The sequence below is a fragment of the Streptomyces sp. NPDC001492 genome (assembly GCF_053597275.1).
Window position 1 is genome coordinate 410,163 of record NZ_JBSFHW010000002.1, and the last position, 26,094, is coordinate 436,256.

The 26,094-nt window shown below is 69.5% G+C and carries 19 protein-coding genes; 6 read left to right on the forward strand and 13 right to left on the reverse strand.

Features of this window, described 5'->3' with window-relative positions; genetic code table 11:
- Nucleotides 1-4 precede the first annotated feature (4 nt).
- The 7 genes from ACWC1K_RS04125 to ACWC1K_RS04155 form a co-directional block, all read right to left on the reverse strand.
- Nucleotides 5-313: a hypothetical protein gene (locus tag ACWC1K_RS04125; RefSeq protein WP_450828676.1), complete on the reverse strand. Its 309-nt coding sequence runs from the start codon at nt 311-313 to the stop codon at nt 5-7.
- Nucleotides 313-675: a hypothetical protein gene (locus tag ACWC1K_RS04130; protein ID WP_450828677.1), complete on the reverse strand. Its 363-nt coding sequence runs from the start codon at nt 673-675 to the stop codon at nt 313-315. The genes ACWC1K_RS04125 and ACWC1K_RS04130 overlap by 1 nt, the downstream gene beginning before the upstream one ends.
- A gap of 199 nt (nt 676-874) precedes the next feature.
- Nucleotides 875-1,267 carry a DUF5959 family protein gene (locus ACWC1K_RS04135; protein ID WP_450828678.1) on the reverse strand — a complete coding sequence of 131 codons (393 nt, stop codon included), beginning with the start codon at nt 1,265-1,267 and terminating at the stop codon, nt 875-877.
- A gap of 237 nt (nt 1,268-1,504) precedes the next feature.
- Nucleotides 1,505-2,203 carry a DUF7919 family protein gene (locus tag ACWC1K_RS04140; protein ID WP_450828679.1) on the reverse strand — a complete coding sequence of 233 codons (699 nt, stop codon included), beginning with the start codon at nt 2,201-2,203 and terminating at the stop codon, nt 1,505-1,507.
- Between the two features lie 117 nt (nt 2,204-2,320).
- The gene (locus tag ACWC1K_RS04145) at nt 2,321-2,608 is read right to left on the reverse strand and encodes a hypothetical protein (protein WP_450828680.1); all 288 of its coding nucleotides are present in this window, start codon (nt 2,606-2,608) and stop codon (nt 2,321-2,323) included.
- Nucleotides 2,609-2,643: 35 nt separating this feature from the next.
- Nucleotides 2,644-3,006, reverse strand: coding sequence for a hypothetical protein (locus tag ACWC1K_RS04150; RefSeq protein ID WP_450828681.1), 363 nt, complete (start codon nt 3,004-3,006; stop codon nt 2,644-2,646).
- A gap of 133 nt (nt 3,007-3,139) precedes the next feature.
- Complete coding sequence (locus ACWC1K_RS04155; protein WP_450828682.1) at nt 3,140-10,372, reverse strand: RHS repeat-associated core domain-containing protein; 7,233 nt, start codon at nt 10,370-10,372, stop codon at nt 3,140-3,142.
- A gap of 353 nt (nt 10,373-10,725) precedes the next feature.
- Here ACWC1K_RS04155 and ACWC1K_RS04160 point away from each other — a divergent pair, with 353 nt between their 5' ends.
- Both ACWC1K_RS04160 and ACWC1K_RS04165 read left to right on the forward strand, forming a co-directional pair.
- Nucleotides 10,726-14,991 (forward strand): ricin-type beta-trefoil lectin domain protein, encoded by a 4,266-nt coding sequence (locus ACWC1K_RS04160; protein WP_450828683.1) that lies wholly within the window; start codon nt 10,726-10,728, stop codon nt 14,989-14,991.
- 187 nt (nt 14,992-15,178) lie between these two features.
- A complete protein-coding gene (locus tag ACWC1K_RS04165; RefSeq protein WP_450828684.1) occupies nt 15,179-15,649 on the forward strand; it encodes a hypothetical protein in 471 nt (156 codons plus the stop codon).
- 25 nt (nt 15,650-15,674) lie between these two features.
- Here the strand turns inward: ACWC1K_RS04165 and ACWC1K_RS04170 are convergent, their stop codons facing one another.
- The 4 genes from ACWC1K_RS04170 to ACWC1K_RS04185 form a co-directional block, all read right to left on the reverse strand.
- Nucleotides 15,675-17,123 carry an aldehyde dehydrogenase family protein gene (locus ACWC1K_RS04170; protein WP_450828685.1) on the reverse strand — a complete coding sequence of 483 codons (1,449 nt, stop codon included), beginning with the start codon at nt 17,121-17,123 and terminating at the stop codon, nt 15,675-15,677.
- Nucleotides 17,120-17,998 (reverse strand): SDR family NAD(P)-dependent oxidoreductase, encoded by an 879-nt coding sequence (locus ACWC1K_RS04175; protein WP_450828686.1) that lies wholly within the window; start codon nt 17,996-17,998, stop codon nt 17,120-17,122. Before ACWC1K_RS04175 ends, ACWC1K_RS04170 begins: the two co-directional genes overlap by 4 nt.
- Complete coding sequence (locus tag ACWC1K_RS04180) at nt 17,995-19,341, reverse strand: flavin-containing monooxygenase (RefSeq protein ID WP_450828687.1); 1,347 nt, start codon at nt 19,339-19,341, stop codon at nt 17,995-17,997. Before ACWC1K_RS04180 ends, ACWC1K_RS04175 begins: the two co-directional genes overlap by 4 nt.
- Nucleotides 19,342-19,468: 127 nt before the next feature.
- Complete coding sequence (locus tag ACWC1K_RS04185) at nt 19,469-20,689, reverse strand: MFS transporter (protein ID WP_450828688.1); 1,221 nt, start codon at nt 20,687-20,689, stop codon at nt 19,469-19,471.
- A gap of 206 nt (nt 20,690-20,895) precedes the next feature.
- Here ACWC1K_RS04185 and ACWC1K_RS04190 point away from each other — a divergent pair, with 206 nt between their 5' ends.
- The 3 genes from ACWC1K_RS04190 (at nt 20,896) to ACWC1K_RS04200 (ending at nt 23,339) form a co-directional block, all read left to right on the forward strand.
- Nucleotides 20,896-21,996: an AraC family transcriptional regulator gene (locus tag ACWC1K_RS04190; RefSeq protein ID WP_450828689.1), complete on the forward strand. Its 1,101-nt coding sequence runs from the start codon at nt 20,896-20,898 to the stop codon at nt 21,994-21,996.
- 403 nt (nt 21,997-22,399) lie between these two features.
- Nucleotides 22,400-22,774: a roadblock/LC7 domain-containing protein gene (locus ACWC1K_RS04195; protein WP_351465140.1), complete on the forward strand. Its 375-nt coding sequence runs from the start codon at nt 22,400-22,402 to the stop codon at nt 22,772-22,774.
- A 208-nt stretch (nt 22,775-22,982) separates the two neighbouring features.
- Nucleotides 22,983-23,339 (forward strand): ArsR/SmtB family transcription factor, encoded by a 357-nt coding sequence (locus ACWC1K_RS04200; RefSeq protein WP_450828690.1) that lies wholly within the window; start codon nt 22,983-22,985, stop codon nt 23,337-23,339.
- A gap of 21 nt (nt 23,340-23,360) precedes the next feature.
- On the opposite strand, the gene ACWC1K_RS04205 is transcribed toward ACWC1K_RS04200, so the two are convergent.
- Both ACWC1K_RS04205 and ACWC1K_RS04210 read right to left on the reverse strand, forming a co-directional pair.
- On the reverse strand, nt 23,361-24,833 hold the full coding sequence (locus ACWC1K_RS04205; RefSeq protein ID WP_450828691.1) for an APC family permease: 1,473 nt from the start codon (nt 24,831-24,833) through the stop codon (nt 23,361-23,363).
- A 51-nt stretch (nt 24,834-24,884) separates the two neighbouring features.
- On the reverse strand, nt 24,885-25,610 hold the full coding sequence (locus ACWC1K_RS04210; RefSeq protein ID WP_450828692.1) for a FadR/GntR family transcriptional regulator: 726 nt from the start codon (nt 25,608-25,610) through the stop codon (nt 24,885-24,887).
- 179 nt (nt 25,611-25,789) lie between these two features.
- Here ACWC1K_RS04210 and ACWC1K_RS04215 point away from each other — a divergent pair.
- Nucleotides 25,790-26,094 (forward strand): amino acid permease (locus ACWC1K_RS04215; RefSeq protein WP_450828693.1); only part of this gene is annotated, 305 nt, incomplete at its 3' end.

Consider the following 26,094-nt stretch of genomic DNA (forward strand, 5'->3'; position numbering starts at 1 on the left):
CACCTCAGTCCTCGTCTCCGACGATGGAGCACCCCTTGGCCGTCATGCGGCCTCGCAAGTCCTCGATCCTTCGCCGGGAAGACTTGTTGCCTGTGCGGGCGACGGCGGCTTCGTTTCGAGCGACGTACGGATCCAGGCCGAAGGCCGCGTGCACGGCCGCTCCCAGATTCCTCTCGGACAGCACATCGGACAGGATCACCAGAAGGGGGTAGTAGTCGTCGTCGACGCCGCGGGGAAAGACCCCGACGAGTTCTCGCACGACATCCGCCAACTCCGGGTTGTCCTCCAACATCACTTCCCCTTCGAGGCCCATCAGCCTCCCTTGGGGCGGCGGGAGATCACCTGGGGGAGCTTTCCCGCCTTCCAGTAGCCGTCGAGGACCTTGAGCAGGCGCTCGGGATCGCGGAAGATCTCGCCGATGCGGTCGCCGTACGAGTCCTGGAGGGGGTCGCTCTCAGCCCTCTTGCGGCCGGCGCCCGCCAAGGCTGAGGAGTAGGCGTGGCAGGCGCCGCACCACAGGTAGGTGATCCAGGCGGGTATCGTCCGGCCGTGCTTCTCGTGGTGGTAGATGCGCATTGCGACGTGGCCGCAGACGGGGCAGATCCTTTCGGCCAGAGGGAGGTGCAACTGGGCGCCGAGTGCCTCCAGCTCGTGCTCGGCGTAGGGGCGGGCCATAGACGGAACCTCTTTGGGAGAGTGGGGGCATGGCCGGGGCGGCCGCGGCGAGACTCGCTCCCACCACGGTCGACCCTTGGGGTTTCGACTCAGCTGAGCCGGAATGCTCGGTCGACTCGGCGAGGTGTCATATGCCGCTTCCGAATATCACCCGGACGCAGATCCTCATTTCAAGAACGGATGGGCCGCGAGCCCAGGTTCATATCCCCTCGTTGAATCCGCTGAGTCGGGTCCGTTGGTCATCGATCCATCCCTCCTCAAGAGCGATCGGGATGCGGACGGTCACCATGGACAGTGACTCGTCGTCCACGACGACCTCCGGGCAGTCCCGCTCCCCGTCGAGCTGAATGCTGATGGTGGGACCGCGATCCCTCTCCATCCAGACGACGTCCTGCCCCAGTTCAAGCTCGTCCAGTGCCTTCGCCCAGGCATCAATCTTCGCGGGGGACAGGACCAGCAGCGTGCCCCCTTTGACGAACGTGCTGGCCACCTCGATCCGCGCCTCCCAATAAGGGGAGCCCATAGGTGAGAGGACAGTGATGACGACTTCGTTCTCAAGGTCACTCAGCCGCACAAGTTCATACGGAAACATCTTCTCTCCGTCGAGGGATTCGGCCGGACTTTCCGGATCCAGCCGGCAGCCTTCCGTCCAATTCCTCAAGCTGGCCGTTACCGAGTTCCACCGTCCGGACCCGGACTGGACATGGGAGTGGGAGCGGGATGCAGTGTTTGATCTTTACCGCAGCCCGGTTCGCTGTCCACTGCGGGGTATCGCTCGGCTGCCCCGCACGTCCGCTGTGGTAGAGGGGGTGGCCGCGATGACCGCCTCTCAGGCGTTCTCGTCATGGATCCGCGCCCCCAGATCCTCCGCCCACTCCAGCGCCCACGCCTTGAGTTCTTCGATCTGCCGGGAGGTGAGCCCGTACGCGGTGTAGTCCTCGTCCTCGTACCAGTCCGCGCCGATGAGCCGGTCCCGGAGGTCTTCAAGGCTGAACTCGTCGTGGGCGCGACGGCGGCCCGGGGATTCGAGGTCGGCGGTGGAGCGGTGGCGGGGAGGCAGCCTGGACGCCGATGAGGTCACGGACGGTGCCGCGATCGGCGAGGGCACGGACCTTGGCGCCGACTCCTCGGGCCAGCGCCTTCGGACTTCGGACCGGACGGCGTCGATGAACTCGGCGGGCGGTCCGTAGAGGTGGTCGACGATGTAATGGATGATCAGGTTCGGGGCGACGTAGAGCAGACCGTCGTCCGAGACCGCCCTGATCTCCGCATGGCCGAGCCGGTAGGTGATCCCCGCCCGCTCCGAGGTCGCCGTGCGCTCGGTGTACTCCCCGCAGAGCGTGCACGAGTGCCAGCCCCTGCTCCGGTGCTGCCGCAGCGAACCGAGATCGACGATGTTCGCGAGGTCCTCCTCGCAGACCTCGTCGACGGGATAGTCGTAGCCCTCCTCGAGCCAGCCAATCGTCAGGCCCTCGGGCTCTTCGTATTCGATGAGGTCGTAGAGCGAGAAATCCGCGTAATAGGTCATGTCGGTCCGGGGTGAGGCCGGGCACTGCGGCGAGCCGCTTGACGGCGTTCGGCGCGGCACCCGGCCGGTCAGGTCAGGTCAGGTCACCTCAGTGCCGATTCACGGCACATCATCACGTCAATCCTCGTCATCGACGATGGACCAGCCCTTCGCCGTCATATGGCCTCGCAAGTCCTCGATCCTTCGCCGGGAAGGCTTGTCGCCTGTGCAGGCATCGGCGGCTTCGTTTCGAGCGACGTACGGATCCAGGCCGAAGGCCGCGTGCACGGCCACTCCCAGATTCCTCTCCGACAGCACATCGGACAGGATCACCAGAAGGGGGTAGTAGTCATCGTCGTCCACGCCGCCGGGAAAGATCTCGACGAGTTCTCGCACGACATCAGCCAACTCGGGGCTGTTCTCCAATATCGCTCCCCCATCCAGGTTTTCTCATCGCGATGTCAATTTCCGCGAGGGCGGCGGGAGATAACCTGGGGGAGTTTTCCCGCCTTCCAGTAGCCGTCGAGGATCTTGAGCAGGCGCTCGGGGTCGTCGAAGACCTCGCCGATTCGGTCACCGTATTCCGCGAGGAGTGGGTCACTTTCCACCATTTTACGTTCGGCTGCGGTGAAGGACGACGCGTATGCGTGGCAGTTGGCGCACCACATGTAGTTGATCCATGAAGGAGTGGATCGGCCGTACGTCTCGTGGTGGTAGTCGCGCATCGCGACGTGGTCGCAGATGGGGCAGGCACGTTCGGTCAGGGGCAGGTGCAGTTGGGCGCCGAGCGCCTCACGGTGATGTTGGTCGTAACGGCGGAGCATCGTGTCGGCCTCTCCGAAGGGGCTGGATACGGCAGTTTCGTGGAGCCGGCCGCAGGAACGGGCACGCCCGCGGCCGACTCGGCCTTCGTTCTCCCGTCATCGGCACGGAGTCCTCCGGCCGGCCGGGGCAGGGTCAATTACCCCCGGATATTCTCCGCCACATCATCTCGCCGAACTCCTCGGCCTTCTCCTCGGTGCCGGTGTCGCCGTAGTTGGCCATGCGGTCATGGTGGTAGGTCTCGTGGAAGAACGTCACCACGGCCTCCCTGATGTTCCGCAAGCCCTTGTTCGAGATCTCGATGATCGGCAGTCCGTTCCGGCCCAGGTTCGGGCGCTCGGTGTAGGGGTGGGTGGTCTTCATGGTGTGTGGGCTATTGCCGTAGTTGTACTCGAGCGTTACCGGGTCGATGATCGATTCTTTGTGGACCACGTCGTACTTGTCCCACTCGGAGCGATACCCCGCTCTGGCCAGTGTCTGCTTGAGCCTGCCGAGGCTCACCGCCGGTCCCTGCGGATACTCGTTCGGCTTCTTGTCGGGCTTGCTGCGATAGGCGTTGCCCTGTTTCGTGTCCGACGCCGGACTCGACTCGTCCCCGCTCTTGGCGCCGGACTTCCCGCTGCCCCCCGGCTCCTTGCCCCCCTTGCCGGTGCCCGCCTTCGGTGTCGACGGCGCGTCGTCGCCCTTGGGCGTGGTGGGCGCCGGGTCGGCCGGGGTGGTGGTGGGCAGGTCGCCGGAGAGCAGTCGCTTGACCGCTCCGACGAAGTCCTCGCCCTCCGACATGGCGAGCTTGACGGCCTTGACGGCCTTGATTCCGCCGCTGACCGCCTTGTAGGCGCCGTAGCCGTCGGCGGCGAAGGTGCCGACCACGCCGGTCCACTGGCCGGCCACGTAGGAGGTCGAGCCGGTGTCGACACCGAAGAGGTTGCCCAGCGGGTGGTCGTCGACATAACCGGTGTGGCCCAGCTGGAACGGCGTCTCGTTCGAGTAGCCCGTCCAGCCGTTGAACCACGGGTTGTCGCCGTTGACGATGCTCGCGAACCCGTTCCAGCCGTCCGAGAGTGTGTTGACGCTCCACTGCCACGGGTCGCCGACGACGCTGTCGCCCACACCGCAGAAGAAGCTGCCGATCGAGCTGCCCCAGCCCGAGTACCAGGACAGGCCGTTGGGGTCGCTTCCCGAGACGGGGTTGCCCGCGCCGTAGCCGTAGCCGCCCATCTGGTTCGGGTCATTGCTCTCGAAGACCGGGTCGACCGACAGGAAGCGGCCGGTGACCGGGTCGTAGTTCCGTGCTCCGAGGAGGTTCAGACCGGAGATGGTGTCGGCCGGCTTGCCCAAGTACCCGTGGTTGTCCGCCCATCCGGTCGGCGCCGGGCCGCGCGGGTTGCCGTACGGGTCGAAGGCACGCCGAGTGATGGCCAGTGAGCTGCCGTCCACCTGGAGCTGGGCGGTGCCCTGCGGGGTGGTCGGCTGGTAGCTGATGCCGCCCTTGCTGGAGCGGACCGTCGTCGTGCCGTCGGGGGCGCAGTAGTAACGCAGCCCGGTGACGGCCTTGGTGGCGGTGTCGAGGCTGAGCTGCTCGGTGCCGCCGAAGAGGTAGAGGGTGTTGTTGCCCGGCCCGCGCTGGACCAGCAACTGGCCGTCGGCGTCGTAGAGATAGCCGGTCTTCTTGCCGTCGGTGGTCGTCGCGGAGGTCAGGCCCTCCTCGTTGTACTCGATCCCCTGACTGCCCGTGCGGGCTCCGGTGGTGGTCCGGGTCTTCGTGTTGCCCGCGTCGTCGTACTCCGGGGTCAGCACGGAGGTGCCGGTGGTGGGGTTGCGGGTGGTGACGGTGGACACCGCGTTGGGCTGCTTGGCGGGGGCCGTGCCGGCACCCGGGTAGGCGAACGTCTGGGTGGTGTCCTTGGCCGCGTTGCCGGTCACGTCGTGCGTGACCTGCTGGGTGCGGTCACCGAGCTGGTTGAACTGCCAGTCCGTCCAGTACGGGGCCGGCCCGCCAATGGTCGCCGGGCTCGGGCGTGCGGTGGTACACCGGGCGAGCTGGCCCGCCGTGGCCGTGGTGAGTCCCTTGGTGTCCGTCCAGGCGGTGGTCAGCCGGTCCTGCGCGTCGTAGGCGAAGCACTGGGTGTCGGCCGTACGGTCCGTGCCGCCGCTGGAGCGGACGTCGGAGACCGCCGTGATGTTGCCGGCCTGGTCGTAGCCGTAGGTGGTGTCCGAGATCGGGTTGGCGGTGTTGGTCTGCAGGGTGACCCGGTTGGTGGCCAGTCGGCCCGTCGCCTGGTCGTAGGTCTGCGCGGTGCGCAGCTGCTTGGACGGCGTGCCGACGGTGGTCTGGAGGACCTCCCCGAGCGGGCTGTAGTTGACCGTGGCGACGTACGGCCGGCTGGGCGAGCCCATGCTGACCAGGCCGCCTTCGAGGTTGTAGCCATAGCCGACGGTCTCGGCCGGCAGACCGCCGTCGGCGCCGTACGTGGTCGCCGCCAGCAGGCCGACGTTGTCGGTGTAGGAGGCCTTGGCGGTATAGGTGCCCGCCAGGGCGCCCTCGGCGTCCGGGATCACGGTCGAGGTGCTGGTCGGCTGGCCCACCGCGTTGTACGCGTCGATCTTCTGGACGTAGGCGCTGCCGTTCTTGCCGCCGACGTAGCGGGTGGACGCGACGGGCAGGCCCTTGCCGAGTTCGTCGTAGGTCCACTCCGCCAGAAGTTTGGACGGGTCTGCCGTGCCGTCGCCTGAGTACTCAGCCTTGCGTCGGCCCAGCAGGTCGTAGGTGAAGGAGAGGGTCTGCTTGCGGGCGTCGGTGGTGCGGTCCAGCCGGCCCAGGTCGTCGTAGTGGGAGGTGGAGGTGCCGGCGTCCGGGTCGGTCTGGGAGATGACGCGGCCCTGCAGGTCGTAGCCGTAGGACCAGGTGTTGCCCACCGAGTCCTTGATGGTGTCGACCTGTCCTGTCGGCGTGTAGGTGTAGCGGGTGGTGATGTCCGCCGTCGCCGCCTTGCCGGCCGTCCCGGTCGACCAGAGCACGGCGTTGGACGCGTCGTACACCGCGACGTTGTCGTCGGACTGCACCTTGAGGTAGCCGCCGGTGTGACCGGAGGTGCCGCTGGACCACAGGGTGGTCTTCCCGGTGGCGTCCAGGACCACGAAGTTGCCGTCGGTCTGCATGACCGCGTAGGCGCCCGGCTTTCCGGCCGTCTTGGACGACCACAGCACCTTGTCGCCGACGAGCGAGGTCAGCACCAGGTTGCCGTCGGCCTGCATGGCCAGCCGGACACTCGCGGAGACCAGCGAGCTGCCCGAGGCCAGCGTGGCACCGCCGGTCAGCTTGCGGTCGGGCGTGGTGTCGCGCACCACCGTGGACGTGGTGCGGCCGAGGGCGTCGGTGTAGGACGTGGTGGCCTTGCCGCCCTTCGGCGGGGTGGTGTCGACCCGGTCGACGCCCTGGTAGTCGACCGACGACTGGAACAGGGTGCTGGCGAAGGACACCATCGTGCGGGTGACCGGCCGGCCCTGCCCGTCGTACGCCGTGCGCGTCACCGACGGGCCCGTGCGGTTGGTTTCCGCCCACATCGTGCTGCCCGGGGCGTGATCGGCGTCGGAGTACGCCGCGATGTTGGAGACGGTCCACCCGTGCGAGTCGTAGTACGTCGAGGAAACGAGCCTGCCGGCCGAGTTGTCCGCGGGAGTCGACTGCGTCTGGCGGGGTTGCAGCGTGCCGTCGTAGATGGTGACGGAGGTGCTGTAGGAGCCGTCCTCGCGCAGGCCCTTGGTGGTGACCGAGGACGGTGTGGGATTGTCGCCCGCGCCGTGGACGTCGTAGCTGTAGATCCGGTCGGGGGTTTCGCTGTCCTTGTCCCGGCCCGGCGACCAGACCTTCTCCCGCCGCCCGAGCGCGTCATAAGTCGCGTCGGTGACCTGCTTGTTGACGTCCACCGCGTGGGTGACCGAGCCGCGGCCCGGTGAGACCGTGCTGGTGGCCGTCCACTTCAGCGGGTTCGTCGTGGACAGGGTGGTGGGCAGGATGCCCGAAGTGGGCTCGTACGAGGAGGTCGTGGTGTTGCCGGCCGCGTCCGTGTTCGCGACGACCCGGCCGTACTTGTCGTACGACATGCCGCCGAGCGTCTGGTACTTCGGGTCACCGCTCGCGTCGTACGAGGTGACCGACTGGGTCGCGGTCACCAGGCCGAGCGAGTCGCCGTTCCGGCCCAGCTTGCCCAGGGTGCCGATCTTGTCGACCGAGCCGTCCCCGTCGTAGAAGATCCGCTTGTCGGAGAGGGTGGTGTCCTTGCCGGGGGCGGTGCCGCAGGGGCCGGCGACGCTGATGGTCTCCTTGGGGTAGACCAGCATCATCGGGTTGTCGGTGGGCGCGTCGGCGTAGGTCGTGGTGGTGCAGGTCTCCTGCTTGGGCTTGGAGACGTCGCCCTCGTCGTCGACCTTCCAGGTGCGGCCCTTGTCGTCGAAGGTGGTGCTGGAGCGGGTGGTCCGCCAGGTGCCGTCGGAGAGCAGCCCCATCGTGCGGGACGAGGTCGCCGTGATCTGACGTGCCGTCATGTCCGGCAGCGTGGAGAGCTTGTCGGGCTTGGGGTCCTCGGACGTCCACGCCGTGCGGTCCCGGGAGGCGGTGACCTTGGAGGTGGGCGGGTCGGTGAGGGTACGGCCGACGACGGTGCCGCCGGCCTTGGTGTAGGTCAGGGCCTGGTAGGGGGTACCGGCCAGCCAGGGGCTGTCGGTGATCTCCTCGTTCAGGGCGTTCTTGACCTTGATGCTGCGCTTGGAACCGTCGGCCTTGTAGTCGCCGTCCATGCCCTGGAGGTAGGAGACGGTGTTCTGGGTGACGGGGTCCGGCGCCGCTCCGGTGGTGGTGGTGACGGTGCGGAAGCCCCGGAAGTCGTTCCACGTGCGGTGCTTGTCGTCGGTCAGGTCGGAGTCGTCCCGGTGCCAGGCCGCGCCGTCGCTGTAGGTGTAGTTGGTGACCTTGGCGGGCGAACCGGCCTTGGTGCGGTCGCTGTCGGTGACCTGCGCGACGAGCGTCTTGTGGAACCAGTCCTTGATGGGCTCCACGCCGCCGGGTGTGTTCCACCACACCGGATAGCAGGCCATGGTGTTGCTGTCGGCCGAGTCCGGCATGTTCTTCTTCTCCCGCGAACACTCCGGCGGGCGGTAGGTGACCGCGACCGACTCACCGGTCTCGGTCTGCACGCTGGAGATCCGCGGGTGGAACAGCGGCGGGGCGGCCGGGGTCAGGCCGTCGACGCGGTTGTCCATTTCGATCCCGGCGAAGGTGACCGGGTCGAGGGTGATCGGTTTGCCGCCGCCGGCCGAGGTGTCCTGGCCGGTGTGGACGATCGAGGACAGCCACATCACCGACTGCAGCGAGCCGGTGCTCTTGGGGTCCTGGGTGTTGCCGGTGACCGGGTCGTAGGTGCCGCCCGCGTCCGAGAAGACCTGCTTGAGCTCGTAGCTGTCGACGTCCTGCCAGCCGGAGGCCGTCCGCACCGAGGTGTCGATGCCCTTGAGCCGGTACGTCGTCCAGAAGGTCGGTCCGCCGGTCAGGCAGACGCCGTCGGTGTCGTCGTCCTTGGGCTTGTTCTTCCAGTCGGACTCGCAGTGCAGGTCGTAGGGGGTGTCCGGCCAGTCCTTCGCGGTCTTGGAGGAGAGGTTGTCCGCCTTGCAGACCGTGTCGGAGGTGGTGCAGCGCTGCGCGGTGCGGAAGACCACCTTGGCGGCCGGCTCGCGGCCCGCCTTCGCGTCGGCCAGCTGATAGCCGTAGGAGATCCGGGTGAGGTGGCCGCCGCGGACGTACTTGGTGATCTTGCCGCCCTTGTCGTCCTTGGCGACCTGGCCATAGCCCATGTTGTAGTAGTTGGACTCGGTCGCCCAGTCGTAGCGCTGGACGTTGCCGTGCGGGTCGACGACGAAGTCGAGGTTGAAGCGGTAGCCGACCGGCTTGTCGCACTGGGAGTCGTCGCCCTTGTCCTTGTCGTGGCAGGGGTCGCCCGACTTGGGGTGGTAGACCGGCACGCCCCAGGCGCTGTCGGTGGCGTCGTCGTCGGTGGTGCCGGGGGCGTGGTTCAGGCCCAGGTAGTAGGCGGTGCCGTCGGTCGTGGTGACCTTGAAGTACTCGCCGTCCCACAGGCCGTTGGACGCTCCGGTGAGCCGCTGGATCCTGGTGCCGTCGTCGGCCTGGAGGTGGTACTCGCCGTCGGAGTCGCGGACCAACTGGCCGTTGTGGGTGCCGAGTTGGATGGTGGCGTTCCAGCCGCCCCAGCACTCGTCGCCGGAGTCCTCGATGCCCTGGTCCTTGCAGCTCTTGTAGGAGCGCTCGATGAACCCGGGGCTGTAGGACCAGCCGTCGCCGACCCAGGAGGACTGGGAGTTGCGGGCCGAGGTCTCGCCGTCGACCGACTGGGAGTCGTAGGACAGACCGACGTTGGGCGCCTCCCCGCCGAGGGACGGGGGCACCGTGATCGGGTAGTTGTACGTGAAGGCGCCCGAGGCCGAGGAGGACCAGGCGCCCGAGGCGGACAGCGAGGTGGCGCCGAAGTCGCCCTGCGAGCCCTTGCTGCCGGCCACCGCCGCGACCGCCATGCCGGCGGAGGCCAGAGCGGCACGGCCGGAGGGAGCGGCGAGTGCCCCGGTCGGCTTGGCGGATGCGGCCGGCACGGCGACGGTGCCGGTGACCTTGCCGGCCTGCGGGTCGTTGACCGACTCCAGCGGCGTGCGGGTACGGCAGGCCGCGAGCTGAGGTGTCGTCAGGGCGCAGGCGGGCATCGCCACCAGGTGCAGCCGGGAGGCCCAGCCGCCGCCGTACGCCTGCTCGACGGCGGCGTAGTCCACCGAGACGGAGACGCCGCCGGCACCGGTGCGGTGGTCGGCGCGCGTGAGGCCGAGCAGGAGGCCGTCGACGCCGGCCTTCTTCGCCTGTGCGCGGTCGGCGAGTCGTACCTGCACCGACCGGGCGGCCTCGACGGGCGTGCCGTGGCCGACGAGTGCGCGGGCGCCCGGGCCGATCGCCGACGGCGCGGCGGGCGACAGCGCGACGGGCAGCGAGGCTGCCTTCACCTTGCCGGGCGCCGCGGCCGCTGCCCGGCCGCGCACCTGGCGCGCCGCGCCGAGGTCGACGGTGGCGGTGCCGCCCGCGGGCCACGTCGGTGCCTTCACCTGGTGCCCGGCCAGCTTGCGGGCGCCGGGCGGCGGGGTGGGCTCCTTGGCGCCGGGGCCGTCCGCGGGGTGCCCCGGGACCTTCGGCTGTTCGGGCAGCGGATCGGCCGCCCAGACCTCGTCCTTGTACTGGTAGCCGCCGACCACGACGTCGGCGACGGCCGGCTGAACGGCCAGTGAGAAAGCGGCGGTCGTCGCGGCCCAGACGGTCACCCGCCGCAACCACGCCCGTCTCCGGGCACGTTGAATTCCGCGCGGTCTTGCGCGCATGCGTGATCCCCCATGTAAAGAAAAATCCAGGAGCCGAATCGATCAGTGGTCAGCTGACGGCTCGTCTGGTCAGACCGGAACCGTATTGCCATGTCATGTGCGCAGCAATACCCTTTCTCAGCGGCCACACTGCTCACAGCCTTCACATGGGTCCATCACAGACCCTTCACAGCAGGGCATGGCGCGACCAAGTGCCGCAATTCCGACATGCGGCGACCCTCGGGGGGACGCGCTCTGTGAGAAGGACCACAGCGGCGCGCCGGGGGATGCCGCCCACGCTCCCGAAAGGGCGATTCATGGGGGAACCCACCCGCGTCCGGAGTCATCCGGCGCGCAATCTGACACGCCGTCTGGCGCTGTCGGCAGCCGTCACCGGCCTGCTGCTCGGCGCCGTCGGCCCGGTCTCGGCGGCAGGCCCGCCCGCGTCGGCGGCCGCCGACGACGCGGCCGGCTCACCGCTCGCGACCGCCCGTGCCGAGGCGGCCAGGACCGGACAGCCGGTCACCGTGGATCAGCTGACCACTGAGACCTCGGAGACCGTCGCCAACGCCGACGGCACGTTCACGCTGACCACGCATCTCCAGCCGGCCCGGGTCCGCAAGGACGGTGCGTGGACGGACGTCGACGCCGGACTGGCGCGCAACTCCGACGGCACCTTCTCCACCAGGGCCACCCCGTCGGCGCTGACCCTCTCGGGCGGCGGGGACGGGCCGCTGGCCACCCTCGTCGACGAGGCCGGGCACCGGCTGTCGTACACGCTCCCGTTCCGCCTGCCCGCTCCGGAGGTGAGCGGTGACAGCGCCCAGTACAGCGATGTGCTGCCGGGAGTCGACATCAAGGTGACCACCACCGACCAGGGTGGCTTCCACGAGGTTCTGATCGTCCGCGACGCCAAGGCCGCCGCCGACCCGGCCCTCGCCTCGCTCCGGCTGACCACCGCGACGAGCGACGGCATGACGGTGAACGCCGACGGGGACGGCCAGGTGACGGCCACCGCGGCCGACGGCACCGCCCTGTTCAGTTCCCCCACCCCGATGATGTGGGACTCCTCCGGCGCCCAGGTGACCACCCCGGCGCACAAGTCCGCCGCCCGCCGCACCGCCCGCGCGGCGGACACCCCGGCGGAACCGGGCGCCGGCGGTGACACGGCCTCCACCGCGGAACAGCCGGGCAGCGGCGCGCAGGTGAAGCCCATCGGCGTGAGCAGCCAACCGGGCGCGCTCACCCTCACCCCGGACGCGGATCTGCTCGGCGGCAAGGGCACGGTCTGGCCGCTCTACATCGACCCGTACACCAGCCCGATCACGAGCAAGAAGAGCCACTTCATCACCGTCAAGGAGGGCTGCCCCTCGCAGAGCCCGTACGACGACGCGCAGGACAACGGCGAGGGCGTCGGCTACGAGCACTGGCGCAACTGCTTCGGCCTCAACCGCGCGTACTACGAGCTCAACATCGGCAACCTCACCAAGTCGATGACGATCTCCAAGTCCGTCGTCCACCTCACCTCGACCTACGGTGCCTCCTTCGACTGCGACAACGAGACGGGCGTACGCCTCGCGACGGTGTCGGGCATCAGCAAGAACACCGACTGGGACCACCAGCCGAAGCTGGCCGGCGACGGCTACATCGGCGGTACGCAGAAGGTCAAGAGTTCCAACCTGAGCCAGCACTGCGGCGACCACGACGTCAACTTCACTGTCACGGACCAGATCAAGAAGCTGGCGGGCAAGGACGACAGCTGGACCTTCGGCCTGTGGGGCAACGAGTCCAAGTCCTCCACCAACTACGACTTCGTGCGGTTCGCGACCAACCCGTACCTGACCACGGTCTTCGACATCGCGCCCTCCGAGCCGGACCGTCTGGGCACCACACCGGCCACCATCAACCCCGCGAGCAACGGCTGCGACGGCGCGGCCGACGGCTGGATCGGTGCGTCCGGGCTCGCCGGCGACACCTCCGACATCACACTGAACGCGCACCTGAACACCGACATGAGCGGCGTCAACCTGCGCGCCCGCTACGAGGTGTGGGACACCAAGACCGCGGACGACGACGGCGGCTCCACCAGCAAGAGCAAGCCGGTGAGCGGCTGGGTCAGCGACGGCGGCACGACCCGGGTCAACATCGGCTTCAGGGTGGCGGACGGCCACCAGTACGGCTGGCATGTCATGGCGGACGACGACACGCTGAAGAGCGGCTGGTCGCCGAACTGCTACTTCAAGATCGACCTCAGTGCGCCGAGCATCCCGTCCTTCACCGACTCGGCCGTCTTCCCGCCGCTCGGTGCCGACCAGGAGCCCACCGGCCACGCCGGTGACCAGGGCGTCAAGGTCAAGGTGACGGCGAACGACCCGACGCCCACCGGCTGCACCCGCGGCAGCTGCGTCAGCAGCGGCATCGACCGGTTCGAGTACTCCCTGGACGCCAACATCCCCGGCAGCGGCGCGGCCAAGGTGGACGCCGTCTCCGGTTCCGGCGGCACCGCCACCGCGGAGGTCCCGATCGTGCTGAGCGCCGCCCAGTGGGGCGCGCACACGCTCTACGTGCGGGCGGTCGACAACGCGGGCAACACCCAGGGCACCGTGGGGCAGTACAGCTTCTTCGCCCCCTGGAACCCCAAGACCAAGGTCACCGCCGGTGACCTCGACGGCGACGCCGTCCCCGACCTCGCCGCCCCCACCCGCGACGGCGACCTCGTACTGGTCCGCGGCAACGCCGATCCGGCCGCTCCGCCGAGCACGATGTCGACCAAGGCGCAGAGCCCGGACGGCACCGGCTGGGACAACTACCTGGTCGCCCACCGCTCCACAGCCACCGGCAGCAACGTCGACGACCTGTTCGCCTTCAACAAGACGACCCACGAGCTGTACCTCTACGCCAACGACGCCGTCACCCCCGGTGGGAAGGCCGGGCACTTCACCCTGACCCAGAACGTCGTTCCGATCCGCGACTCGGACTCCTGCCCCGCCAAGGGCTCGGACGGCACCTGGGACAACGTCACGCAGATCCTGGCGCCCGGCAAGCTGGCCCAGTACGCGGACGTTCCCGACCTGATCACCGTCGACAAGGGCGAACTCTGGTACTACCCGGGGACGTTCCAGGCCGGCTGCAACCTCGGCCAGGGCGTGAAGATCGGTACCGGTGACTGGTCCGACACCACCCTGCTCGCCCCCGGCACCGTGGGCGGCGTCCCCACCCTGTGGGCCCGCGACAACGCCACCGGCGCGGTCAGCAGCTACCCGCTGACCTTCTCCGCAGGGGTGCCGACCAGCAAGCTGGCCGCCCCGCGGCATGCACCGCTGGTCTCCGGAGTGCTCGACGCCGACAACAAGAACCTCTGCCTGGACATCGCCAAGTCCGCCACCGCCAACGGAACCCCGGCGCAGATGTACACCTGCAACGGCACCGACGCCCAGAAGTTCGCCCTCGGCACCGACCACTCCGTGCACGTGATGGGCAAGTGCCTGGACGTGACAAGGGGCGACACCGACAACGGCACCCTGGTGCGGCTCTACCAGTGCAACAACACCGACGCCCAGGAGTGGGTCCCCGGCCCCTACCCGGGCACGCTCAAGAACCCGCAGTCCGGCCGCTGCCTCGCCGACCCGGCGGGCAACCGCAACCCCCGCACCCAGGTGGTTATCTGGGACTGCAAGAACATCGCCGACCAGAAGTGGGCCGCCACCAGCGGCAACGCGCTGCCCGCCGCCCAGCCGGTGCTCCCGGTCGGCGTCGGCGAGCAGGACTACCCCACCGCCGCCTCCCCGGGCGACGTGCAGGGCACCGGCTTCCCGGCGCTGTACGCCGCCTCCCGCTCCGGCCGGATGATCGAGTACCCGGGCGCCGCGGCCGACGGCGGCCTGGCACAGTTCACCGCCCCGGTGAGCATCGGTCACGTCCACCGGCCGACCGACTGGTGGAAGCTGGACGGCACCGCGGACCGCATCCGCCCGGCGAACGGCCTCACCCTGAACGGTGGCGCCACCGTGACCGCCGACGCCGCCCGGGGCAGCGCGCTCGCCCTCAACGGCAGCACCGGCTACGCGGCCACCTCGGGCCCCGTGCTCGACACCAGCCGCAGTTACACCGTCTCGGCCTGGGCCAACCTCAGCAGCCTGACCGCGAACTCCACCTTCGTCTCGCAGTCCGGCACCAGCGCCAACGGCCTCCAGCTGTACTACTCCAGCGGCGCGCACGCCTTCGCCTTCGGCCACGCCCACGCGGACGACACCGACGGCAAGTTCACCAGCGCCTACGGACCCACCACGGGAGCGCAGAGCCCCAAGACCAACACCTGGTTCCACCTGGTGGGCGTCTTCGACGCAGACACGCAGCAACTCCGTCTCTACGTCAACGACGACCTGGCCGACACCGCCTCCTACGAGGGCACGGTCTGGAACGCGACGGGGCCGCTGCAGATCGGGCGCCGCATCTTCCAGGGCGCCTACGGGGAGTACACCGCCGGCAAGGTGGCCGACGTCCAGCTCTTCACCGAGGCCCTCACCCCGGGCGGGGTGGCCTCACTCGGCCGGAACCGCCCGGTTCCGACCCAGCTCTCCTGAGCCGGGGCTTTCACACGCAGGGGCCCGTCGCTCCCGGAAGGGGGCGGCGGGCCCCTGCGCTCAGGCCGTAGATGTACGGGCGCTGCGGGAGATGTCCCGCTGTGGCCGACCTACGTCGTCGAAAACGGAGGACGCCGCCTCACCCGCAACGCGACAAGATGGGCCTTCGATCCGGAGGAGGCCTGGGATGGGTTATGACCTGCACGCAGTGATCGCCGAGGAGGAGGTGCTGCGCAGCGCGGCACAGGGCCTGCCTGCCGCCCGGTTGGCGTCGATTGGGCAGGGCCTGTCGCTGATGCCGATGACAGGTGCCCTGTTCCATTCCCTCGCAGAGGGCAGCGGTACAGGCACGTTGGGGTTCTGGCGGTTGCCAGGAGGCTTCGACAAGGTCCTCGCTGAGTCGTCAGTCCGTGGGCCTGTGGCCTATGTGGAAGCTGAGTACTTCGGCGGAGTGGGTGAGCAGCGGGCTGCCGTATGGGACGGCGGGATCATGGTGCTGGGACCGCTCCATGTCGGGGAGGGCCGGCCCTTTCCGCCCGCCGGCAGCCCGATCTCTCAAGCGCTCCGGCGGTGGGGCGTAGCGGCGAGCGACGGGGAAGACGAGTTCTCGGCCGTGGGGTTGCACCGGCATCGACACAACGAGGCCTGGATTGCCTGACACGGTCTCTTCCCCGCCAGTGGGATCAGCGGGTGCGGATCCAGATCGTCTTCTCGCGGGTCCACTGGTCGAAGGCGTTGGTCGATTTCTCCACGCCGCCGAATCCGGACTGTTTCCAGCCGCCGAAGGGTGTGGTGATGTCGCCCTCGCTGTAGGAGTTGACGGAGACCACGCCGGCCTGGATGCCGCGTGCCAGGCGGAGGGCGGTGTCGAGGTCGCGGGTCCATACCGAGGCGGCGAGGCCGTATTCGGTGGCGTTTGCCAGGTGCAGGGCCTCGTCTTCGGAGGTGAAGGTCTGGACGGTGACGACGGGGCCGAACAGTTCCTTGGTCAGGACGTCGCTGCCTTCGGGGGCGTGGGTGATCACGGTGGGCGGGTAGTAGGCGCCGCGCTGGGGCAGGCCGTGCGGCAGGCCTCCGGTGTGGATACGGGCTCCGCCGGACCGGGCGGCTTCCACCGCCGTCGCGACCCGGTCGAAGGCCGTCCGGTTGATCAGCGGGCCCAGCTGTGTGCGAGGGTCCGCCGGGTCGCCGATGACCAGGCGTCCGGCGGCGGTGGTGAAGCGGTCGAGAACCTCGTCGGCGATGCTGTGGTGGACCAGGACGCGGGAGCCGGCCGTGCAGTTCTGTCCCATCGTCAGGAACGCCGCTTCGATCATGTGGTCGATGAGCTCGTCGCCGTAGGAGAGTGCGTCGGCCATCAGTACCTGGGGGCTCTTGCCGCCCATCTCCAGGGAGACGCGTTTGAAGTTGGTGTCGGCCGCGGCCTTGAGGATGCGGCGTCCGGTGTCCGTGGACCCGGTGAAGGAGAGGGCGCCTACGACGGGGGTGCGGGCCAGGGCGGTGCCGGTGACGGAGCCGTGGCCGGTCAGGACCGTGAGGACCCCCTCGGGCAGGCCCGCCTCGGCGGCCAGTTCGGCCAGGTGCAGAGCCGAACGCGGGGTCGCCTCCGCGGGCTTGACCAGCAGACTGTTGCCCGCCGCCAGCGCCGGGCCGACCTTCCACGCGGTCATGGCCAGCGGGTAGTTCCAGGGCAGGATCGCCGCGACCACCCCGACCGGTTCCCGGGCCATGAGGCCCAGGCCGTCCGGCCCGCCGGGGGCGATTCGGCCGAACACCTTGTCGGCCGCTTCGGCGAACCAGCGGATCGACTCGACGGCGGAGGGAACGTCGCCGGTCAGGCATTCCGTGATCGGCTTTCCCGCGTCCTCGCTGTCCAGCCGGGCCAGGATCCTCGTGTCGCGTTCCATCAGGTCGGCCAGTCGCAGCAGCACCGCACTGCGCTCCCGGACCGGCAGCCCGGACCACACTCCGGACGCGAAGACCTGCTCGGCCCGATCGGCGGCCTTGGTGACGTCCTCGGCACTCGTGGCGGGCACGGTGGTGATCAGTTCGCCGGTGGCCGGGTTGACGACCTTCAGCGTCGCGGGGCTCCCGACTGCGGTCTGTGCGGTGAGCCTGTCCACTGCGGTCATTTCTCCTCCACCAGTTCCCAGCGTCCGCCGGTCTGCCGAGCCAGCCCCCGGCGGCGCAGCTCCTCCAGATAACGGGCCATGCCGCGCTCCCCTCTGCGCCGGAACAGCGGGAAGACCTTCGGCAGCAGGTTCGGCGCCAGCAACGCGAACCGGACGAGGCGGGACTCGCCGGGCCGGGGGTAGGCCTCCAGGCGGGGCTTGTCGAGCAGGCTCACCACGGCCGCGACGACGTCGGCGGGCTGCTGCGGCGGATCCTGGAACTGCATGGAATTCCCGCCGTCCACGGCTTCCTGGCGCAGCATCCGGGTGTCGGTCGCCGACGGCAGCACCGAGCCGGCCAGGATGCCCTTGCTCCTCAGGTCGAGCCCGAGTGCGAGCATCGCGCCACGCAGCCCGAACTTCGAAGCCGTGTAGATCGGGGTCTCCCCCAGCGGGAAGATCCCGCCGAGGGACACGGTGGTGACCACGCGGGCGTCCTGGGAGGCCCGCAGCAGCGGGATGGCGATCCGGGTGGCGACCAGCGGCGAGGTCAGGTTGAGGGTGATCTCCTCCTCGATGCTCTCGACGCTGCGCACGTCGAAGCGTTCCGCGCTGGTCATGCCCACGTTGTTGACGAGGACGTCGAGGCGGCCGTACGCGTCGGCGACCTGGTCGAAGAGGTGCTCCACCTGGGCGCGCTCGACGAGGTCGCAGCCGAGAGCGGTGTGGCCGGTGCCGGGAAGCTCGGCGGCGACGCGCTTGGCGCGGGCCTCGTCGATGTCGACGACCACGCAGCGGGCGCCGCCGGCGGCGAAGCGGTGGCACATCGCGCTGCCGATCCCGCCGGCGCCACCGGTCACCAGCATGACCTTGTCCCGGAAGTCGAAGCCGCTCACGACGCCACCCCCACGCCCCGCAGGGACCGCACGCGCGGCGGCAGGCCCTCGGTGCGCCAGCCCATCTCTGCGGCGACCTTGGCGAGGTGCTTCACGAGGGCTCCGCTGTCGACGTAGCCGGTGTGCCGGGGCGAGTCGACGAACTTGAGGCCGCCGGACAGGTCCGGGCGGTCGGTGCGGATCATGGCCGCGAATCGCTCCGCGTTCGGCAGCCCCTGTGCCACGTCGTCGATGTACCCGGCGATCAGCTGAGCCTGGGTGTCGAAGAGCCGGTACGCACCGGAGTTGGTCTCGACGAAGCCGACCCCGAACAGGCCCTGGTGCTCGCGGGAGAACGACGACAGGTACAGGTCGGGATGCTGCTCGTCGCCGAAGTACTTCTGCGCGACCGGCACTTGGTGGACGTAACCGGTGGCCAGCAGGATCAGGTCGAAGTCGTCGCGGGTGCCGTCCGTGAAGTGGACCGTGCTGCCCTCGGTGCGGGCGATCCCCGGCCTGGCGGTGATGTCGCCGTGCTGGAGGTGGTGGATCAGCATCGAGTTGATCGCCGGGTGGGTCTCGAAGAGTTTGTGGTCCGGCTTCTGCAGGCCCAGGCGCGTCGGGTCGCCGTTGATGATCCGCAGGACGGCGCCGAAGACCCGCTGGGCCAGCCACATGGGAAGGTGCGGACTGTCGTTCGCGATGGTGTCCACGGGCCGGCCGAAGAGGTGCTTGGGGATGAACCAGTAGCCGCGGCGCATGCTGATCACCGCGTGGTCCGCACTGCGGGCCGCGTCGCACGCGATGTCGCAGCCGGAGTTCCCGGCGCCCACGACCAGGACCCGCTTGCCGCGCAGTTCCTGCGCACTGCGGTAGCCGACCGTGTGGCGGACCTCGCCGGTGAAGTGGCCGGGCAGTTCAGGGACGTTGGGGTGCCACTGGGACCCCGTACACACCACGACCTGGCTGTGCACGGTCTGCTGTCCGTCGGTCCGGGTGACCGTCCAGGTGCCGTCGGCGTTCTTTTCCACGCTTTCGACCTCGACGCCGAACTGGATGCGCTCCGTCAGTTCATAGGCGTCGGCGAAGGATGTCAGGTACGAGAGGATCTGCCGGTGCGGCGGATAGTCGGCGAATTCGTCGGGCATCGGAAATCCTCCGAAGCCCGAGAGGGTTTTGCTGGAGATGAAATGAGCCGACTCGTACATCGGGCTGCCGGGATTGTCGATGTCCCAGATACCGCCCGGGCCGGTGTGCCGCTCAAGATGCGTGTACGGCAGATTCCGCTCCGTCAGGGCTCTGGCGACCGCCAGGCCGGCAGGACCCGCTCCGATCACGCAGGTGTCGTACTGGATTTTTCCCATGAGGCGGGTCCCTTTTCTATCGGTTCGCAGGCCCGTTCCTGAAGGTGTGGAGGGCTGAAGGCTTGAAGAGCTGAAGGACTGAGGGGAACTTATTCATCTGCGGTTCAGCGGGAAATGGTCCGTGCGGTCACAGAGGGGGCTTGGGCGGCCATGCGAAAGACCGCGCGGTCGCCAGGAGCGCGAGGACGAGTGCGGCCGGTATCGCGTAGGCGAGGCGGAAATGGCCGGTGGACCCGAGGATTCCGCTGGCTGCGCCGCCCGCGAGCACACCCGCGTAGTTGAAGACGTTCATACGGGCCAGGACCGCTTCGGTCGCCCCCGGTCGCAGGCGTCCGGCGGAGGCGAGGCACAGGGGCACGAGGGCGGAGACCCCGAGCCCGGTGCATGCGGCGGCCAGGACCGCGTACGGCCAGCCGGGGGCGGCCGCCAGTCCGGCCAGGGCGGCGGCGGTGAGCAGGGTGGCGGCACGGATCACGGCCACCGGGCCGAGGGTGCGGACGAGACGGTCGGCGCAGGCCCGCCCGGTGACGGTGCCCACCTGGTAGGCCGCGTAGGCCAGGGGCGCGAGGGACAGGGCGGTGTCCAGGGTCTGGTGGAGGTACAGCGTCGACCACGACGAGACCGTGGAGTCGATGACGTAGGCGACCAGGAGGACCAGGCCGAACGGGGCGAGTCTCACCCACAGTGCGCGGCCGGGCGCGACGGGCTCCCCGGAGGACTCCTCATGGTCGGACACGGTGACGGGTGAGTCGGTGGGCAGCTCGTGCGTGCGGATGGTCAGGGCGAGGGCCAGGACGAGCCCGGCCTGTGCGGTCAGCGTGTACTCGGCCGGCCAGCCGAGGTGCGCGGTGCCCGCGGTCAGCAGTGCGGCCGCGATGCCGGCCGCGCTCCAGGCGGCGTAGAAGGAGGCGAAGATGCTCCGGCCGTAGTGGCGTTCGACGGCCGCGGCCCGGGTGTTCGCCGACACGTCGATGCAGCCCAGAGCCATGCCGAACAGCCCGTAGGAGACCGCGGCCACGGCCTGGCCAGGAGCCCAGCCGATCAGCAGCAGGGCCGCGGCGGTCGCCACGACGGCGGCCCGCATCGCGGCGACCAGCCCCGCACGCCGGATCACGGCCAGTCCGGCGAAGCTGCCGACGCCCGCGCTCAGCGCGACGGTCACGACGAGCACCGTCATCGTCAGCGGTGAGAGCGCGAGACGCTCCTTGACGGCGGGCACCGTGGTGGACACCGCGGCCACCGCCGCTCCCTGGGCGGCGAACACCGCCGCCACGGCCCGTCGGGCCGCCGCGTGGGGGCTGCGGCGCACGGCTCGTCGCCGGGCCGGGGTCTGAGCAGGTGCGGTCATGGTGAGCCTTCGTTCGGTGCGCCGGCGCGAGAACGCAAAACGGGCGGGTTCCGCAAAAGGTAGGGACGGCGAGAAGACCGTGTGCAGCGCGCCGGGGGCCGAAAAGGGGGCTCCGGCGGCCATACCCGCGACAGGCGGGGCCCGGCTGCTTACAGTGATGCGAGAAACGCCCTGGTGAGAGAGACACCCTGGTGAGAGGGGACGCGATGCCCGAAGCTCCCGTCCCGGTCACATCGCCCGGAACGAGCCGCAGCACTTCGGCCACCATCGCGCCGAACATCCTGCGCTACCTCGTCCGGGTCGCCGGCGAGTCCGGCGTCGACCTGCAGCCGCTGCTGACCCGGGTGGGGCTGGACCCTACGGTGATGGGCTCCGCCGCGCTGCGGGTCTCCTACCGGCAGGGCAGCGACGTCATCCGCCAGGCGGTGCGGCTGACCGGCGACGAGCACCTGGGGCTGCGCGTGGGCGCGGCGCAGCACCTCACCGCATGGGGGCTGATCGGCCTGGCCATGATGGCCGCCGACACCCTTCAGGACGCCATCGAGACAGGTGTGCGCTATCAGAACCTTTCCGGTGCGATGACGGTCTGGTCGGCCGGCTGGGAGGACGCCGGCTATGTGTTGTGCGCCGATCTGCCGGACCCCGCGCTGGATCCGACGGTCGCCGTCTTCCTGGCCGAGGAGGCGTACTCCAGCGTCGTCACCCTCACCCGGCTGAGTGTCGGCGCCGCGTTCGCCCCGCAGGCGGTCGAGTTCGGCTTTCCCGCCCCGCGCGACACCCGCACCTTCGACGACCTGTTCCGCTGCCCCGTGCGCTTCGGCGCCGCCGGCAACCGCATGGTCTTCCCGGCCCGGTGGGCCCGTGCGGGCATGCCGGGCCGGGATCCCATCACCTACGCCTCGGTGCTGGAGGTACTGGAGAAGGAGACGGCCTCACGGCGCGACCAGCAGGACCTCCTGGAAGTGCTGGAGATCTCCATCGCGCAGAGCCTTCCTGCCGTCCCCTCCTTCACCGAGCAGGCCCGCAGACACGCCTCCAGCGAACGCACCCTGCGCCGCCGCCTGGCCGACTGCGGCACCACATACGAGGCGATCGTCGACGGAGTCCGCCGTGAGCAGGTCGAACAGCTCCTACGACGCCCGGAACTGACGCTCCGTGACATCACCCGTCAGGCGGGCTTCGCCGACGTGAGCGCGCTGCGCCGGGCGGTGCGCCGCTGGCACGGGCTGACCCCGCTGGAGCTGCGCGCCGGACTGCTGCGGCGGGAGGCTCCGACCGGCCCACCCGAGCGGGACGCCGGACCCTAGCCGTTGCGCTCACACACGCAACGGGCCCTACAGCCTGGGCAGTTGGCCCATCACCGATGATGCGTCATGGCCGGCAGGACGCCCGTGGATCAGCCGTGGGCCATGCTCGTGTACGCGCCCTCGTACCGGGAGCCTTCGGAGCCGCTGCCTTCCCGGTGGGTGGTGCCGGGGTCGTTCCTGTCCATCCAGCCGTAGGTGCGCCGGGGGCCGCACCGGGGCGTCAACTTCTCGGCCGGTCAAGGCACTTCCGGTCCGCCGAACGGTCCGGTCGCGCCGTTGTTCGGTCGCCACCGGGCAGGACCGGACACTTCCTCCCGACGCGCCGGCGGCGTGCATACGGTCCGGACACGAGGCGGGTCGCCACCACCGGCCCGCGCACTCAACGGCACACAAAGGAGGCGCTGTGGCGAGTGTGGAAGTGTCGCTCAAGGAGATGATGGCCGGGATCGAAGGAGCCCTGGGAGCTGCCGTCGTCGACTACACCAGCGGAATGGCGCTGGGCACGCTCGGCGGAAGCAAGGACCTGGACCTGACCGTCGCCGCGGCCGGCAACACGGATGTCATCCGGGCCAAGGTTCGCACCATGGAGCAGCTGGGTCTCAAGGGCAAGATCGAGGACATCCTGATCACACTGGACCGCCAGTACCACGTGATCCGCCTGGTGACCGGTCGTACGGGCAACGGGCTGTTCCTCTACCTCGTCCTCGACAAGGCCCGGTCGAACCTGGCGATGGCCCGCCACCAACTCAAGCGGGTGGAGGAGGCGATCGAGATCTAGCAGGCCCGAGGACGCCGGCGGCTTCGTCTGCCCATCATGTGAAGACTTCTTCAAGTCACCACATCAGCATGGTTCCAATCTGCGTTCCTGCCGGGTCCGCGGCGTGAAGGATCGGCATCCGAAGGCGGTCTGCGGTGCGGCGGTGTCCTCGGACGCCGTCGCACCGCGACGGCCGCAGTCCCATCCACCCGAACAGGAGCGAGCATCCATGCAGGCCCCCCTCTACCAAGTGAAGGCGGAGTTCTTCCGCATGCTCGGCCACCCCGTACGCATCAGGGTGCTGGAACTCCTCCAGCACGGGCCGGTGTCCGTACGGGACCTGCTGGCCGACATCGAGATCGAGCCGTCCAGCCTGTCCCAGCAGCTGGCCGTCCTCCGGCGCTCCGGCATCATCGTGTCGATACGGGAGGGCGCCACCGTCCGCTATGCGCTCGCCGGCGGAGACGTCGCCGAACTGCTGCGCGCCGCCCGCCGGATCCTCACCGAGCTCCTCACCGGCCAGAACCAGCTCCTCACCGAACTCCAGCAGGCCGACGCCCCGGCCCCCCTGCACACCACCCGATGACCCGTGATCGGATACGGGTCCTCACTCCGCGTCGGCGACGACCGAGCCGACCCGTTCGGCAAGGCCCGGATCGCGGCGCACCAGCAGGGTCGCGTAGCCCAGCGAGAGCAGCAGGGCGGCCAGCGCCGCGACGGGGAACCAGTTGTACGGCGCGGGCTGGCCGGGCTTGGCCAGGTAGTACAGCGGGACCAGGATGGCGAGCGCGCCGAGGGCCGGCAGCACCAGATGGCGGCCGGTGCGGAACTCCTGCGGCCGGTAGCGGCGGTAGTACAGCGGCAGCGCGATGTTGGACGCGAGGTAGACCAGCAGGATCAGGATGGAGCCCAGGCTGGAGGACTCGGTGAAGAAGACGACGGGGTTCATCGGGCCGCCGTCGGCCCCGAGCAGATGGCCCAGGCCCCAGCCGCCGATGATCAGCAGGGAGATGGCGGCGAAGGTGACGATCGCGTTGTTCGGCGTACGGCGCGTGGGGTGGACGTAGCCGAAGAACGACGGCAGCAGTCCCTCGCGTCCGGCGTTGAACACCAGACGGGCCTGGGAGTTGATGCCCGCGATCAGCACGCCGAGGGTGGAGGTCAGACCGCCGAGGTAGGCGAGGAAGGCCAGCGCGCCCAGGGTGTGGTGGGCGACGTCGATGAACGGGATGCGTGCCTCGCCGAGCCGGGCGACGTCGTAGTCGAAGCCGGTGACCGTGGCGTAGGAGAAGAGGATGTAGCTCACGGTCATGATCCCGATGGAGGAGAACACGGCGCGGCCGACGTTGCGCCGGGGGTTCTCCGTCTCCTCGGCCAGGGCCGCGGAGTTCTCCCAGCCGATGAAGAGGTAGACCGCGAGGGGGAAGCCCGCCGCCAGGCCCCTGAGGCCGTGGTGGATGTGGTCGGGCAGGAACGGCGCGGCGGAGAGGTTGCCGCGGTGTTCGACGAGGGCGGCGACCGAGACCACCACGAGCACCAGCATCTCGACGCCGAAGAAGTAGCCGGCCCACTTGGTGGAGACGACCACCCCGCGCAGCATGAGCACGACCGACAAGCCGGTCAGCAGCAGTGTCCAGATGATCCAGGGCAGGTCGACCCCGGTGTAGTGGTGCAGGGTGATCTGCACGAAGCCGCCGGAGATCGCGATGACGGAGGCCATCGCGATGATGTAGCCGAGGACGGCCAGCAGGGCCGTGGTCACCGCGCTGACCGGCCCGAAGGTCTTGCCCACGAAGGTGATGAAGCTGCCCGCGGAGGGGTGCGCGCGGGAGAACTGGGCGAGCGTGTTGCCCAGCAGCGCGACCGCGACGCCCGCGGCGAGGATGGTCAGCGGGGACGCGACACCGGCGGTGGTGGACAGGAAGGCGAAGCCGAAGAAGAAGCTCATGGCCGGGCCGACGTTGGCCATGGTGGCGGCGGCGATGTCGGCCATGCCGAGCACGCCGCCGCGCAGCCGCTGGGACGTGCCGCCGACGGCGCCCGGCGTCGGCGGCGGGCCGACGGCTTTGGGGTCGGGCATGGCGGCGGCTCCTTCTGATCCGGTGCGGTGGTGCGAGCGGTGCGGGAGATGTCAGCCGGGGTGGGTGTGCTGGTGTGCTTTCACCGCCTGTACGGCCGGGTCCAGCGCGCCGCGGCCGAGTTCGGTGAGCAGGTCGGCGTGGCAGCGGTTGCGTGCCCGTACGGCGGCGAGGTCCGGGGCGGGCTGGACCAGGCACAGCCTGCCCAGGAGGTCGGCGGTCAGTTCGCGGACGCCTGCGCCGCCGAGTGCCTCGGCGAGGTCGAGGTGGAAGCGGGTCTCCAGCCTCAGCAGCTGTCCGGGGTGATCGGTCAGGTCCATCTCGTCGACCAGCGCCTGCAGCCCGTCGAGCCGGCCGTCCGGGACCTCGCCCGCGCCGTGGGCCACCAGGCCGCACTCCAGCAGCAGGTGGAAGGCGCTCAGCGAGGCCGCCTCGCCCTCGTCGTACAGCGCCGGGACGATCGTGTCCCAGCCCTGGGCGACGAAGGTGCCGCCGGTGCGGCCGCGCCGGCGGTCGAGCAGTCCGTCCTGGCACATGCCCTCCAGCGCGCGCCGCACGGTGATCTCCCCGATGCCCAGCTCCTCGGCGAGGACGCCGGCGTCGGGCAGCCGGTCACCCGGCGAGACGGAGGTCAGGCGCACCTGGAGGGCGATCCGGGAGCGGACGAGTTCCGCGCCGGTCTGGCCGCGGCCGGGCAGCACTCGGGCGTCGTGCACACCGGCGGCCGACGCCGGTGCCGGCTGGCCGTAGGGCCCGAACTTGCCCGCTGCATTCACCACGACGTCACCTTAACGGCCTGCTGAGCGGGGATTACGGCGGGCGGTGGAGCAGTGGCCCGTGCGCGCTCGGATGCATGCCCGGAAAATAGAGCATGATGAACAGTTAAACAAGACTGTTCTTTTGGATCGTACTGAACTAATTTCCGGGTCACCGTCCCCGCTCCCCTCATGGATGTGTGATGACTTCAACGCTCACCCAGAGTCCGCCCTCCGAGCCCGGTCTCAAGGCCGGCCTGAAGAACCGCCATCTGTCGATGATCGCGATCGGCGGTGTCATCGGCGCCGGCCTGTTCGTCGGCTCCGGCTCCGGCATCGCCGCCGCGGGCCCCGGCATCCTCATCTCCTACGCCCTCGTCGGCATCCTCGTCGTCCTCGTCATGCGGATGCTCGGCGAGATGGCCGCGGCCAACCCCACCTCGGGCTCGTTCTCCGCCTACGCCGACCGGGCGCTGGGCCGCTGGGCCGGCTTCACCATCGGCTGGCT

What these genes read in the sequence shown, in the direction of transcription:
- ACWC1K_RS04140 (WP_450828679.1), bottom strand. Translation starts at nt 2,203, where the DNA reads ATGACCTATTACGCGGATTTCTCGCTCTACGACCTCATCGAATACGAA.
- ACWC1K_RS04205 (WP_450828691.1), bottom strand. Translation starts at nt 24,833, where the DNA reads ATGCCCGACCCCAAAGCCGTCGGCCCGCCGCCGACGCCGGGCGCCGTC.
- ACWC1K_RS04185 (WP_450828688.1), bottom strand. Translation starts at nt 20,689, where the DNA reads ATGACCGCACCTGCTCAGACCCCGGCCCGGCGACGAGCCGTGCGCCGC.
- ACWC1K_RS04180 (WP_450828687.1), bottom strand. Translation starts at nt 19,341, where the DNA reads ATGGGAAAAATCCAGTACGACACCTGCGTGATCGGAGCGGGTCCTGCC.
- ACWC1K_RS04170 (WP_450828685.1), bottom strand. Translation starts at nt 17,123, where the DNA reads ATGACCGCAGTGGACAGGCTCACCGCACAGACCGCAGTCGGGAGCCCC.
- ACWC1K_RS04125 (WP_450828676.1), bottom strand. Translation starts at nt 313, where the DNA reads ATGGGCCTCGAAGGGGAAGTGATGTTGGAGGACAACCCGGAGTTGGCG.
- ACWC1K_RS04150 (WP_450828681.1), bottom strand. Translation starts at nt 3,006, where the DNA reads ATGCTCCGCCGTTACGACCAACATCACCGTGAGGCGCTCGGCGCCCAA.
- ACWC1K_RS04200 (WP_450828690.1), top strand. Translation starts at nt 22,983, where the DNA reads ATGCAGGCCCCCCTCTACCAAGTGAAGGCGGAGTTCTTCCGCATGCTC.
- ACWC1K_RS04130 (WP_450828677.1), bottom strand. Translation starts at nt 675, where the DNA reads ATGGCCCGCCCCTACGCCGAGCACGAGCTGGAGGCACTCGGCGCCCAG.
- ACWC1K_RS04165 (WP_450828684.1), top strand. Translation starts at nt 15,179, where the DNA reads ATGGGTTATGACCTGCACGCAGTGATCGCCGAGGAGGAGGTGCTGCGC.
- ACWC1K_RS04190 (WP_450828689.1), top strand. Translation starts at nt 20,896, where the DNA reads ATGCCCGAAGCTCCCGTCCCGGTCACATCGCCCGGAACGAGCCGCAGC.
- ACWC1K_RS04135 (WP_450828678.1), bottom strand. Translation starts at nt 1,267, where the DNA reads ATGTTTCCGTATGAACTTGTGCGGCTGAGTGACCTTGAGAACGAAGTC.
- ACWC1K_RS04160 (WP_450828683.1), top strand. Translation starts at nt 10,726, where the DNA reads ATGGGGGAACCCACCCGCGTCCGGAGTCATCCGGCGCGCAATCTGACA.